This is a genomic window from Arthrobacter sp. SLBN-83, from assembly GCF_006715285.1.
GTDB lineage: Bacteria > Actinomycetota > Actinomycetes > Actinomycetales > Micrococcaceae > Arthrobacter.
This window is the reverse complement of sequence record NZ_VFMX01000001.1, coordinates 3165249-3176949: the sequence shown is the minus strand read 5'-3', so window position 1 is coordinate 3176949 and position 11701 is coordinate 3165249. Positions and strand designations below refer to the sequence as shown.

Below are 11701 nucleotides of genomic sequence, written 5' to 3'. Positions count from 1 at the left end.
ATCCTCCCGAACATAAACGGTCAACGTCAAGGCTCAGCCCCTGCCGTCGCTGGTCCCGGACGACAAAGACAACAACGAAAACCAGAGGAGCACCTTGAATGACTGCTGAAGGACTAACACAACTGACCGCTATCACCCCCGACCTTGTCGAGCAACGCTCCTTTGTCGATGGCGCATGGCTGCAGCTCGACGAAAACGGCCGCTACCTTACCAACCCAAATACGGGCGAACCTCGGCAGCCGATGCGAAAGACCGGAAAGGCTGACGTCGAGTGCGCACTCGCCGCAGCGGCGACACTGCACGAGTCCGGGACGCTTGAAGACATCAAACTCCGGGACCGTCTTAAGCTCCTGACGAAGGTAGCCGCATCTCTCGATGCTCAGAGCGAAGAAATCGCGCTGCAGGACAGCATCAACACGGGAGTCCCTATCCGGACCACTCGCCTGATTGCCGGTGCACTCGGGGACAGAGTCCGGGGTACTATCGCTGAAGCGGAGCAGCTTGGCGAGTCGGAGACCCTGGACGGCGGTGACCGGTCTGTGGTCATCCTGCGCAAGCCCCTCGGCCCGGCCCTCATCGTTGGCCCCTGGAATGCTCCAACCTTCACCGTGGTAGGCAAGGTGGCGGCAGCAATGGCGGCTGGCTGCCCGGTCATCCTCAAACCCTCCGAGAACGCCCCCGGAGGTTGCCAGCTCTTCGCCGAATCGATCGTCGCCGCCATGACCGAACTCGATTACCCGAGCGCCGCGTTTCAACTGGTTCATGGGAATTCGGAGACAGGATCACTGCTGACTTCGGATCCCCGCATCGAGGCTCTTTCGTTTACCGGCGGCGATTCGGCAGGCCGCACAGTCGCGCAGGCTGCAGCGTCCAATCTCGCTGTCATGCAGATGGAGCTCGGATCCAACAATCCCGTGATCATTCTGGATGATGCCGATGTCAGCTCAGCGGCACAGTCCATTGTGCAGGGCATGACCCGTCTCAATGGCCAGTGGTGCGAGGCGCCCGGCAAGGTACTGGTTGACGGGTCGATTCACGACCGTTTCGTTGAAGCTATGAAGTTCGAACTCAGTAAGCTTCGGGTAGGAAATGCCTTGGATGAGACAACGCAAGTGGGTCCCCTGGCGTTTGAGCGGCAGCGTGATGGTTTGAAAGCCGCAGTGAATCGACTCCTCGAACTGGGGGGAACGCTGGTCACTGGCGGCGACCTACCGGATCTAGACGGCTGGTTCCTGGCACCGGGGATGATTGTCGGATGTCCCGCCGGAGCCGCCACGGAAGAACTCTTCGGGCCGCTGGTCACGGTACATTCCGTGCATTCCGTTGAAGAGGCGCTTAGCCATGCAAACGGACCGGCAACCGGTCTTGATGCCTACGTATTCGGTGGCGACGAAACACGGGCCATCGACGTTGCATCCCGTATCCGTGCCGGGGAGGTCCGCATCAACGGCACGTTCATGAGCGACCTGGCCGGCAATTCGCGCCAGAGTTTCTGGGGTACCAGCGGTATCGGAGGCCACGGTCCCCAGTACGGCGTACGCTTCTTCACCGGCGACCGCGTGGTTGGCGTGGACAGGACGGATTTCCCGCTCTAGGGGCCATATCCGACCCCAAAAGCGTAGGCGAGGCTGCACTGGGCCTGGGACAAAGATTCCGGGAACGTGACGCGTGGCTCAGACGGGGGCTCCGCGTCCTCTCGGGAAAGCAGCAGGCCAAGGCCTTGGCAACATGAGACGAGAAAGTCCTTCAATGACAGATACTTCAACGACAGATACGGTGCGGCTTTCAACGCTGAGCTTCCTTGAGGGCGCCGCAGCGGCGATCCCGGCCTTTGAAACCGACCTGGTCGATTTCCGTAGGGAAATGCACGCCGATCCTGAAGTCGGCCTGTATCTGCCCCGCAGCCAAGCCCGGGTCCTTGAGGCACTCAAGGGACTCGATCTCGAAATAAGCCTGGGAAAAGCAGCCTCGTCCGTGGTAGCGGTACTACGTGGCGGGGCCACCCAGGCCCCCGTCGGGAGCCGCCCCACTGTACTACTCAGAGGCGACATGGACGCCCTTCCTCTGGCTGAAAAGACGGGGATATCCTTTGCCTCGACCAATGGAGCGATGCATGCCTGCGGCCATGACCTGCATACAGCGGGCCTGATTGGTGCCGCCCGCCTGCTCTCGTCCGTACGTGACAGCCTGACCGGCGACATCATCTTCATGTTCCAACCGGGGGAGGAAGGACATGACGGGGCCCGCATCATGCTGGAGGAAGGCGTTCTTAACGCAGCCGGGAGGCGGCCGGATGCTGCCTACGCCCTGCATGTCGTTTCGGACATCCCGTCAGGCGTGTTCACGACCCGGGCCGGCTCCTACATGGCAGCCTTCGGAGATCTGTCCGTCAAGGTTATCGGGCGTGGTGGGCACGGTTCGCGCCCCTTCCAAGCTCTGGATCCCATACAGGTAGCTGCTGAAATGCTTGGCGCGCTACAAACGTACATCACCCGGCGATTCAACGTTTTTGATCCCGTGGTACTGTCCGTGGGCCAATTCCATGGCGGTTCCGCCTCTAATGTCATACCTGATTCGGCGGAATTCAGGGCCAGCGTCAGGTCTTTCAGCCCCGGTGTCGAAGCGCGGCTCGCACAGGAGTTGCCGGATCTTATCCGGCAACTGGCGACCGCTCATCAGCTGACAGCCGAGGCAACGTTCACTCCGGTTATGCCGGCCACCGTCAATCACGACAGTGACGCCGAACTCTGGGGCAGGACCGCACGGACGTTCTTCGGAGAGCACCGGTTCGTGCCCAGCCCGTCCCCCAGGACCGGCTCTGACGATTTCTCCCGTGTCCTCGTGGAGGTCCCAGGAGCGTACGGGCACCTCGGAGCTGGGTCTCCAGATATCGACCCCATGGAGTGGGCTCCCATGCACTCGCCCAGGGCAGTGTTTGACGACAGTATCCTCGTCGACCAGACACAATTTATGGCGGGCGTGGCGCTTGGAAAGCTCCAGGAGTTGGAGGTCCTGGGGTAGCGCAGTACCGGTCTCGAAGCCCCGAATGGATGGCAGTTCAACCACTATCAGATTGGCGTACAACCCAACCGGACGTCAGACGATCCGCAAAAAATGCGTCAAGATGGGCTCAAAGTGCTCTTCCTTGACACCCAGCGGCTGAATTCTGAGATCTCAATCTGACACCTAGTGGTGGGCAGCACCGCTGTTCTTGTCGGACCTCCTGGTTAGCGTTAAGCCCGACGACACAATTAGGGGGACACATGTTTGACCGAGACACCGACTACCCAACAGCCGTAGCGAGCTACGACGACGAGGGCGTCAGCGCGGCGATCGACTGGTGCGTCGAACACATGCAGACGGATGACACGCTCTCTGTCTGGACGGCACTACAGTCGAACCTCAGCAACTGCGACGCTTTGGAGCGCCTCGTGCAGCGACACAGCAATGTGTCGCATATCACCGGTCGTGGTGGCGGTACGCCACAAGGTACCGGTCCGGTGCTGATGGCTTGGCCGGACATGGACGACATCGGGAAGCTGGTGCGCTACGGCCACGGGATCCGCGCCATCTGCGTCATCACCTGGAACGCCGACCGAATCCGCTCGTGGGTCACGGCGATGAAACCGGACATTCTTGGCGACGGCTCAGACTGGAAGACTCCCTCCGCCGAACTCGACCCGATCATTATGGAGGCTCTGAGAAGCCTGACGCTTACGGTGAACCACAACAACACGATATCGGCCGGCTTTGAGAAGGATCAGGTCGTCGGCGTACTCCTGGCGCTGCGCGACGCCAGAATCCCGATGGACGCCGACGCCATGCAGGGCTGGGCCCTTGCTCACGGGTGGGCCGGCAAGAATCCGGAGCGGCTGGCGCAGTACGTCCGGGACATCAACGGCGGGAAGCGCCCGCGAGCCCGGCACGTGCTCCGTACGGACTATATCGACTACCTGCGGCAGAAGCTGGCATCGGGTGACGATCCTGACGCTGAGGATTAGGAATCGCAGTCGGGTAGTTTCACTACCCCATCTTCTGGCTCCTCTGCGAGTCCGAAGAGCACGGCGATGTCGCTGAGTCGTCATCCCAGCTTTCGTGCATGACGGGCAGGAGCTCGGAAAGGGCTCTGTCTACCCGAGGAGCACCGCTCCGCATGGTGAGAAATGCCCGTCATTACAGGGAACACATCACATCATTACTTAAGGACATACCCCCGGCGGCCCAGTGAGAAGCAGATGGTGGGCCCCTGCGGCTGCAACTTCCAACGCCCTGCGGGCATCGCCCTGGCCGGAGACATCTGCCATGTCCGGACACGGCCCAGGCTGCGGAGCCCCCTCCGCGTCATCGTCGGCGTCCTCCGGTTCGAAATCGAGGGCGAGCTCCTGGGGATCGGCCCCAAAGTCGAGGGCCAGCCGGGCAAGTGTCCGGTAGCCGCGCACCTTGGCGCCCGGGACAAGGGAAGCCTCGGCAAAATTTGCTTGTGCCACCACGATCTCCGGGTAGCCGGCCTGGACCGACGCCATGACTGCAGGCAGGATGCCCCGGACGGGGCGCAGCCTTCCATCAAGTCCAAGCTCGGCGATGAAGACAGTGCGTCCGGTGGGCTTGATGTCATTCGCCGCCCGGAGCACGGCCATGGTCACGGCGAGGTCGAACCCGGAACCGCGCTTGGGCAGCGAGGCGGGAATGAGGTTGGCGGTGATCTTCCTGCGGCTGAGCGGGATGCCGGAGTTCTTTGCCGCTGAACGGATGCGCTCCTTGGCCTCATTCAGCGAAGCATCGGGCAGGCCCAGGATGACAAAGGCAGGCAGGGTCTGGCCGATGTCGGCCTCGACCTCGACCATGTAGCCGTTCAGTCCTACCAGGGCGATGGAGTAGGTGCGGCCGAGCGCCATCACCCCACCCCCTTGAGGTGCTCCACCACAGGTTCGCCGCCGCCGTCGTCCACTACGGCGATAACGTCCACGCGGCGCAGCGGCATCCGCAGTTCCCGGTCCCGGCACCAGGCACCGCCCAGGCGGTGCAGCCGAGCCAGCTTTTCCGGACCCACCGCCTCGAAGGGGTGGCCGTAGTCCAGGGAGCGGCGGGTCTTTACCTCGGCGATGACCAGGGCGTCGCCGTCCAGGGCAACGATGTCGATCTCGCCCTCAGGGCACCGCCAGTTGCGTTCCACCACCAGCATGCCCAAAGCTTCAAGGAAGCTGGCGGCGAGGTCCTCGCCGCGCCTGCCCAACAGGTCTTTTGATTTCATGTCTACCTCCGCAAACCAGCCTGGCGGCGAAGGTATGCGGAGGACAGAAGGACCCTGCCGTATGTGGACAGGGCCGGGTGTTGAGGGGAAGTGGGGCTCCCCTGATGGGTCCTAGTTGCCCAGGTCCACGTCCTTGGGCAGGGCCAGTTCCTCGTTGCGGGGCAGTTCCTCGACGTTGACGTCCTTGAAGGTCAGGACCCTGACGCTCTTGACGAACCGGGCCGAGCGGTAGACATCCCAGACCCAGGCATCCTGGAGGGTCAGGTCGAAGTAGACCTCGCCGTCGGCGCTGCGGGCCTGGAGGTCCACGTGGTTGGCAAGGTAGAAGCGGCGCTCGGTCTCGACAACGTAGCTGAACAGGCCGACGACGTCGCGGTATTCACGGTAGAGCTGAAGCTCCATGTCGGTTTCATAGTTCTCAAGATCCTCAGCACTCATGCTTCCATCTTGCACCATGTCCGGCACCCCTGGCGCCGGGCGCAGGACTCAGTCCTCGTACGGCTCTTCCCCGTCAGGGACGTCCGCAGCCTGCAGCTCCGTGCCCAGCAACCGCCAGCTGACGCGGTGGTAGGGCGTGGGGCCGGCAGCGCGGAGCACATTCCGATGGGCAGCGGTGGCGTAGCCCTTATTGATGTCCCAGCCGTAATCGGGATACTCAACGTGCAGTTCCCGCATCATCCGGTCCCGCTCCACCTTGGCGATGACACTGGCGGCCGCCACGCTGAGGCACTGCATGTCCGCCTTGACCTTGGTGTGGACGGGAGCCTCGCACCCCACCTCCAGCACGGGCTGGTCGAACAGGGACAGCTGCTCCGCCGGGGAAAGCCAGTTGTGGCTTCCATCAAGGAGCACCGCCTCCGGGAGGATGCCGACGCCCAGGATCGTCCCCCATGCCCGGGTTCCGGCCAGCCGCAGGGCGGCAATGATCCCCAGCGAATCGATCTCGGCCGCGCTGGCATGTCCCACCGCCGAGGCGACGCTCCATCGCCGCACCAGGGGATCCAGCCGTTCCCGCTCCGCCGGACTGAGCAGTTTGCTGTCCCGTACTCCTGCCAGAGGCTTCTGGCGTTCCAGGTCAACGACGGCGATTCCCACGCTGACAGGGCCAGCGAGGGCCCCGCGGCCCACCTCATCCACTCCGGCCAGGAACCGCACCCCCTGCGCCTTGAAGGTCCGTTCATGCCGCAGGGTGGGGGCCTTGCCGCGTGCCGCCGGCTTGGAGACTGCACGCGCCTTCGCTGCCGGAGCAGCAGGCACTGGCGGTGCGTCATGCACTGCCGGAGCGGGCTGCACCGCTGGAGAAACCTGCACTGCCGGAGGCATGGTCAGCGCGCCGCCGGGACGCTCTTGAAGACGTCCGGGTAGTTGTCCAGGGTCTTGATCCTGTTCAGCGGCCACGCGATCACCGCAGCCTTGCCTTCCAGGTCTTTGAGGTCGATAAATCCGCCGTCGGTCTCCATGTGCGCCCGCGAATCAGCGGAGTGGTTGCGGTTGTCACCCATGACCCACACCTTGCCTTCCGGGACGGTGACGTCAAAGTTGCGGACCTGCGGCACTTCGGCGGGGTTGATGTAGGTCTCGTCGATGGAGGTTCCGTTAATGGTCAGTTTACCGCCGGCGTCACAGCAGACCACGTGGTCGCCCGGCAGCCCGATGACACGCTTGACCAGGTGCTGGTCGGTGTTGTCGGGCAGGAGGCCAACGAACGTCAGGCCGTCCTGGACCCAGGTGAACGGGCCCTGTGCCTTGGGCGGTGCCGGGGGCAGCCAGCCCTTGGTGTCGCGGAACACCACAACGTCCCCGCGGCTCAGCGCAAACGGTTCCGGGACCAGGAGGTTGACGAAAATCCGGTCGTCCACGTCCAGGGTGTTCACCATGGATTCGGAGGGGATGAAGAATGCCCGGAAGAGGAAGGTCTTGATGAGGAAGGACAGCACCACGGCGATGACCACCACCGTGGCGATTTCCTTCAGCCACCCGAGGAAGGGGTTGCCGGTGGACTTGCCGGCAGCCTTGGACGCTCCCCGCTTCCGCCGGTGGGCGGAGGCGGACGCATCGGGGCCCTCCCCCGAAGCCGACGTGGAGGGGGCCTGGACGGCCGGCGTTTCTGAAGCGCCGTCGTGGCGCGGTTCAGGTTTCCGCGCGTGGTTCTCGGGCATTTACCGTCCGTTCTGTGTTGTTGGCCCCGTTGCGGGCGGCCGTGCTACAGGAGCAAATCTATCAAGCGGCCAAAGGATCTGGACCGGCCGGCCGATCACCCGGTCCAGCGGCACCAGCCCGCCGCCCGGGGCACCGAGCAGGCTGCGGGAGTCAGCGGAGACAGAGCGGTGGTCCCCCATCAGCCACAGCCTGCCTTCGGGAACCACGGTGCTGAATTTCTGGGTGCTGGGCACGTCCCCTGGGAAGACGTAGGGCTCGTCGAGGGGCACGCCGTTGACGGTAACCTTCCCGGCGGCGTCGCAGCAGACCACTGTGTCGCCTGGGACGCCGATGGCCCTTTTGACGTAGGTGGTGTCGCTGCCGGCGATGCCGAGCCATTGAAGGGCGGAGGCAGCTGCATCTGCCAAGGGGCCCTTGCCGCTGTTCAGCGGGGCGAAACTGCCCCGGCCGTCAAAGACCACCACCTCCCCGCGCCGGATGGGTTCGGACTGGAAGTCCGTGCGCGACACCAGGATGCGGTCCCCGCCCTGCAGGAGCGGCTCCATGGACTCCGAGGGGATGAAGTAGACGTCCAGCCACAGTGACCGGACCAGCCCGCTGATGGCGAAGGCAAGGAGCAGCGCCACCACAACGACAAAACGCCAGCCCTTTTTACGGGGCTGGCGTTTTGTCTGGTGCATGGTCCGTATCCTGGCGCTGGTGCATTGCTCCGGCGCTTGCCGGCTACGGCCGCGCTCCGGCCTGGCAATAAGTCCGGGCAGGACTTACTTGGCGGAGCTGAAGTCGCGCTTTTCCTTGATCTTGGCGGCCTTACCGCGCAGTGCACGCATGTAGTACAGCTTGGCGCGGCGGACGTCACCCTTGGTGACAACCTCGATCTTTTCGATGATCGGGGAGTGCACCGGGAAGGTACGCTCCACGCCGACACCGAAGGAAACCTTGCGGACGGTGAAGGTCTCGCGCACGCCGTCGCCCTGGCGGCCCAGGACGAAGCCCTGGAAGACCTGGACACGGGTGTTCTTGCCTTCGATGATGTTCACGTGCACCTTGAGGGTGTCGCCCGCGCGGAACTCGGGAACATCATTGCGCAGCGAGGCTGCATCGACGGAGTCGAGAATATGCATGATTGCACTCCTGGTGAACGCCACAGGTCATTCACTTTGGGTCACGGCAGGCAAGTCGGCCCGCTGGAAAGCGCGCCGGGCATCACCGCCCAAGTAAAGTGGTCCGGCCGCTTCAAGGGTTGATGGGGCCGGTTGTCAGGCTGTTGGCCGCGCTACCCCCTGTGGCAGGTGCGGACCCAGCAGACACAAGGGTTAATTTTGCCACAGCAGCAGGGTTACGCCAATTCCGCCGGGGTTAGTCCTCCTGTGCGGCGCCCGGTTCCGGGCGGCGGACCAGGCGGCCGTCCACGACGTCGTAGCCCAGGTTGTGCAATTCGGTGCGGTCGGCACGCGGGAGGCTGCCGGCGTCGAACCCCTGCAGGAGGTCCGGGCGGCGGTCCGCCGTCCGGCGGTACTGCTCGTGGCGGCGCCACTGCGCGATCCTGCCGTGGTTGCCGCTGAGGAGCACGCGCGGCACCTCGCGGTCCCGCCACACGGAAGGCTTGGTGTAGACCGGATATTCCAGGAGCCCATCGGAGTGGGATTCCTCCACCAGGGACTCGGGGTTGCCCACGACGCCGGGGAGCAGGCGGCCGATGGCCTCCACCATGGCAAGGACGGCAACTTCCCCTCCGTTGAGCACGTAGTCGCCCAGGCTGACGGGCCGGACGGTGAAGTGTTCCTGTGCCCATTCGATGACGCGTTCATCGATGCCTTCGTACCGCCCGCACGCAAATGCCAGGTGCTGCTCCTCCGCCAGTTCATAGGCGAGGGCCTGCGTGAACCGTTCGCCCGCAGGGGACGGAACGATGAGCACGGGCTTGTGCTGCGGATCCGGGCGCCCTTCCGCCACGGCGGCGAGGGCCTGCGCCCAGGGTTCGGGCTTCATGACCATTCCGGCACCGCCACCATAGGGAGTGTCGTCCACGGAACGGTGCTTGTCGGTGGTGAAGCTGCGCAGGTCGTGGACGTGCAGGTCCAGGATTCCGTCCTGGCGGGCCTTGCCGATCAGGGACAGTTCCAGCGGGGCAAGGTATTCGGGAAAGATGCTGACGACGTCGATCCGCATCTAGTCCGTGCCTTCCGTTCCGGGGGCAGCGGCGTCGTCCGAGTTGAGTTCGAAGAGTCCGTCCGGCGGGGTGAGGAGGATGTAGCCTTCCCCAACGTTGACCTCGGGCACGATCTGCTCCACGAACGGGATGAGGATTTCTTCACCGCCGGGGGTGGTGACCATGAGGAGGTCCTGCACGGGCATGGTGTTCAGCGCCGTCACCTTGCCCACCACCTGTGAACCGACCCGGGCCTCAAGGCCGACGAGTTCGTGCTCGTACCAGCCCTCGTCGTCGTCCTCGTCAAGCTCATCGGTTTCGATGAACAGCTTGGCGCCGCGGAGCGTTTCCGCCCGGTTGCGGTCCGCCACCTCCTCGAAGCCCAGCAGCAGGATGTCCTTGTTCCAGCGGGCACTGCTGACGGTCAGGGGTCCGGACGCGGCAGGTTCAACCACGAACTCCGTGCCGGGGACAAACCTGTCCTCCGGGGCGTCGGTCAGCACCTGGACGGTGACTTCCCCGCGAATGCCGTGCGGCTTGCCGATCCGCGCCACCTGAAGCTGCATCTGTTCCTCTGTTCCGGGTTGTGGTGTTTCTGGTGAAAGAACTGTGTTGTTGAAAGCAAACCGGCCCCTCCACCTGGTGGTGGAGGGGCCGGAGCAGGAACTGAAAGTTGCCGAGCGCTCAGCGGCGGCGGTCGGTGTCGACGACGTCGACGCGGACCGGTTCGCCGCCGGCCAGTGCTGCCACCACGGTGCGCAATGCGCGGGCCGTGCGGCCCTGGCGGCCAATCACCCGTCCAAGGTCGTCCTGGTGAACGCGCACCTCGAGGGTGTCCCCGCGGCGGTTGCTCTTCGAACTGACCTTGACGTCATCCGGGGAATCGACGATTCCGCGGACCAGGTGCTCCAGCGCTTCTGCCAGCAATCTACTCAGCCTCGGTGGTCTCAGCTTCGGCGTCGGCCGGGGCCTCGGCAGCGTCAGACTTGGAGGCCTTCTTGGTGATGGCTTCCGGGATGATGACCGAGCCCTTCTCCGGGGCAACGAAGGATTCCTTCTCGACCTTGGTCTTGAGGGTGCCTTCCTGGCCCGGCAGGCCCTTGAACTTCTGCCAGTCACCGGTGATCTTCAGGATCGCGGCAACCTGCTCGGACGGCTGGGCACCGACGGACAGCCAGTACTGTGCACGCTCGGAGTTGACCTCGATGAATGAGGGCTCTTCGGTGGGGTGGTACTTGCCGATTTCCTCGATGGCACGGCCATCACGCTTGGTGCGTGAGTCCGCAACGACGATGCGGTAGTACGGGGCGCGCATCTTGCCGAAGCGCTTAAGGCGAATCTTTACGGCCACTTTTGTGGTCACTCCTGTTTCAGAAAAGGGGTGAACCCGGCTTTCTGCACCCGTGGGGCGGGCCGTACTTGCGGGCTCGAAGGACAGGATCCGGACGCGGAGAGAGGGGCCACGCAGATCGAGTACCTGTCCATTGTGCCAGATGAGCGCGGTTATTTCGACTTGGCGCAGGTGCGGCGGACGTGCCGGCTGCACAAGGAGCGTCGGAGGGTTACAGGACCCGGATCAGGCGGACCAGACGTAGAGTCCAGTCCGTTCGGAATCGTCGATGCCGGCGGCAAGTTGGGCCAGTTGCTGCACATAGGTCCGGGCCTGGCCGGCGTCGAACGGCATGTCCTCCTGGGCGGCCCACTGTTCGGCCACGTCGTCGAGGACGTTGCCTTCGCCTTCGGTTTCGTAGGTGAGCAGGTCCGCGAGGGCGCGGACCATGGCCGGCGGAACGGCGAGGAGCGAATCGCTGGAGACATCCACCATGGTCAGCTCGTAGTCGGCCCCACCCGCGTGGACGGCCGTGCCCGCCAGATCACCCAGCTGCTCGACCTCAAAGTCGCTGATTCCTTGGATCCGCACCGCCTGGCCGGCAGGGCCGCCAGCCGCTGCGGAGCTGCTTCCTTCATCGAGGATGCCGGCGCGTTTCAGCGCGGCGTCATGGGTGGCGACAAAGATCTCGGTGAAGCCCATGGCGGTTGCCCTTCTTCCGTTGGCGGAACAGCGCGCCGGACGCAGGTGCAGCCCGGCCGTACGGCATCAGCCTAGTAGTTGCCCGTGCGCCGGCGCACACCGGTGC

Annotated in this window: 14 protein-coding genes and 1 pseudogene; 3 read left to right on the top strand and 12 right to left on the bottom strand. The window is 64.2% G+C overall.

Going from position 1 to position 11701, the window contains the following annotated elements:
• Nucleotides 1–98: 98 nt before the first annotated feature.
• The 3 genes from FBY30_RS14810 to FBY30_RS20835 all read left to right on the top strand — a co-directional run bounded on the left by FBY30_RS14810 (nt 99) and on the right by FBY30_RS20835 (nt 4001).
• Nucleotides 99–1595 carry an aldehyde dehydrogenase family protein gene (locus FBY30_RS14810; protein ID WP_056387826.1) on the top strand — a complete coding sequence of 499 codons (1497 nt, stop codon included), beginning with the start codon at nt 99–101 and terminating at the stop codon, nt 1593–1595.
• 154 nt (nt 1596–1749) lie between these two features.
• Nucleotides 1750–3021: a M20 metallopeptidase family protein gene (locus FBY30_RS14805; RefSeq protein ID WP_056387828.1), complete on the top strand. Its 1272-nt coding sequence runs from the start codon at nt 1750–1752 to the stop codon at nt 3019–3021.
• A 242-nt stretch (nt 3022–3263) separates the two neighbouring features.
• Nucleotides 3264–4001, top strand: a complete 738-nt coding sequence (locus FBY30_RS20835) for a hypothetical protein (RefSeq protein WP_056387831.1) — start codon at nt 3264–3266, stop codon at nt 3999–4001.
• Between the two features lie 210 nt (nt 4002–4211).
• On the opposite strand, the pseudogene FBY30_RS14795 reads toward FBY30_RS20835, so the two are convergent.
• From FBY30_RS14795 to FBY30_RS14740, 12 genes and pseudogenes are all read right to left on the bottom strand, one after another.
• A pseudogene (locus tag FBY30_RS14795) lies at nt 4212–4895 on the bottom strand (magnesium chelatase domain-containing protein); the annotation flags it as partial.
• Nucleotides 4895–5251, bottom strand: a complete 357-nt coding sequence (locus FBY30_RS14790; protein WP_142133536.1) for a YraN family protein — start codon at nt 5249–5251, stop codon at nt 4895–4897. The pseudogene FBY30_RS14795 and the gene FBY30_RS14790, both read right to left, overlap by 1 nt.
• A 111-nt stretch (nt 5252–5362) precedes the next feature.
• Nucleotides 5363–5689 (bottom strand): DUF2469 domain-containing protein, encoded by a 327-nt coding sequence (locus FBY30_RS14785; RefSeq protein ID WP_056335405.1) that lies wholly within the window; start codon nt 5687–5689, stop codon nt 5363–5365.
• Between the two features lie 48 nt (nt 5690–5737).
• Nucleotides 5738–6508: a ribonuclease HII gene (locus FBY30_RS14780; protein WP_142135311.1), complete on the bottom strand. Its 771-nt coding sequence runs from the start codon at nt 6506–6508 to the stop codon at nt 5738–5740.
• Between the two features lie 68 nt (nt 6509–6576).
• Nucleotides 6577–7410, bottom strand: a complete 834-nt coding sequence (gene lepB, locus FBY30_RS14775) for a signal peptidase I (protein ID WP_142133535.1) — start codon at nt 7408–7410, stop codon at nt 6577–6579.
• On the bottom strand, nt 7411–8091 hold the full coding sequence (lepB, locus tag FBY30_RS14770) for a signal peptidase I (protein ID WP_142133534.1): 681 nt from the start codon (nt 8089–8091) through the stop codon (nt 7411–7413). It abuts the gene before it with no gap.
• An 84-nt stretch (nt 8092–8175) separates the two neighbouring features.
• Nucleotides 8176–8535, bottom strand: a complete 360-nt coding sequence (gene rplS, locus FBY30_RS14765) for a 50S ribosomal protein L19 (protein ID WP_018768283.1) — start codon at nt 8533–8535, stop codon at nt 8176–8178.
• Between the two features lie 235 nt (nt 8536–8770).
• Nucleotides 8771–9583, bottom strand: a complete 813-nt coding sequence (gene trmD / locus FBY30_RS14760; protein ID WP_142133533.1) for a tRNA (guanosine(37)-N1)-methyltransferase TrmD — start codon at nt 9581–9583, stop codon at nt 8771–8773.
• The gene (gene rimM / locus FBY30_RS14755) at nt 9584–10129 is read right to left on the bottom strand and encodes a ribosome maturation factor RimM (RefSeq protein ID WP_142133532.1); all 546 of its coding nucleotides are present in this window, start codon (nt 10127–10129) and stop codon (nt 9584–9586) included.
• A gap of 118 nt (nt 10130–10247) precedes the next feature.
• Complete coding sequence (locus FBY30_RS14750) at nt 10248–10490, bottom strand: RNA-binding protein (protein ID WP_013601399.1); 243 nt, start codon at nt 10488–10490, stop codon at nt 10248–10250.
• A 1-nt stretch (nt 10491) separates the two neighbouring features.
• Nucleotides 10492–10914 carry a 30S ribosomal protein S16 gene (rpsP, locus tag FBY30_RS14745; protein WP_110542049.1) on the bottom strand — a complete coding sequence of 141 codons (423 nt, stop codon included), beginning with the start codon at nt 10912–10914 and terminating at the stop codon, nt 10492–10494.
• Between the two features lie 225 nt (nt 10915–11139).
• Nucleotides 11140–11595 carry a hypothetical protein gene (locus FBY30_RS14740; protein ID WP_142133531.1) on the bottom strand — a complete coding sequence of 152 codons (456 nt, stop codon included), beginning with the start codon at nt 11593–11595 and terminating at the stop codon, nt 11140–11142.
• Nucleotides 11596–11701 lie beyond the last annotated feature (106 nt).

Bases quoted from the DNA above. Each gene is read 5' to 3' on its own strand.
- rimM (WP_142133532.1), bottom strand. From the start codon at position 10,129: ATGCAGCTTCAGGTGGCGCGGATCGGCAAGCCGCACGGCATTCGCGGG.
- FBY30_RS14740 (WP_142133531.1), bottom strand. From the start codon at position 11,595: ATGGGCTTCACCGAGATCTTTGTCGCCACCCATGACGCCGCGCTGAAA.
- FBY30_RS14790 (WP_142133536.1), bottom strand. From the start codon at position 5,251: ATGAAATCAAAAGACCTGTTGGGCAGGCGCGGCGAGGACCTCGCCGCC.
- lepB (WP_142133535.1), bottom strand. From the start codon at position 7,410: ATGCCCGAGAACCACGCGCGGAAACCTGAACCGCGCCACGACGGCGCT.
- FBY30_RS14805 (WP_056387828.1), top strand. From the start codon at position 1,750: ATGACAGATACTTCAACGACAGATACGGTGCGGCTTTCAACGCTGAGC.
- FBY30_RS14785 (WP_056335405.1), bottom strand. From the start codon at position 5,689: ATGAGTGCTGAGGATCTTGAGAACTATGAAACCGACATGGAGCTTCAG.
- rplS (WP_018768283.1), bottom strand. From the start codon at position 8,535: ATGCATATTCTCGACTCCGTCGATGCAGCCTCGCTGCGCAATGATGTT.
- FBY30_RS14810 (WP_056387826.1), top strand. From the start codon at position 99: ATGACTGCTGAAGGACTAACACAACTGACCGCTATCACCCCCGACCTT.
- FBY30_RS20835 (WP_056387831.1), top strand. From the start codon at position 3,264: ATGTTTGACCGAGACACCGACTACCCAACAGCCGTAGCGAGCTACGAC.
- lepB (WP_142133534.1), bottom strand. From the start codon at position 8,091: ATGCACCAGACAAAACGCCAGCCCCGTAAAAAGGGCTGGCGTTTTGTC.
- trmD (WP_142133533.1), bottom strand. From the start codon at position 9,583: ATGCGGATCGACGTCGTCAGCATCTTTCCCGAATACCTTGCCCCGCTG.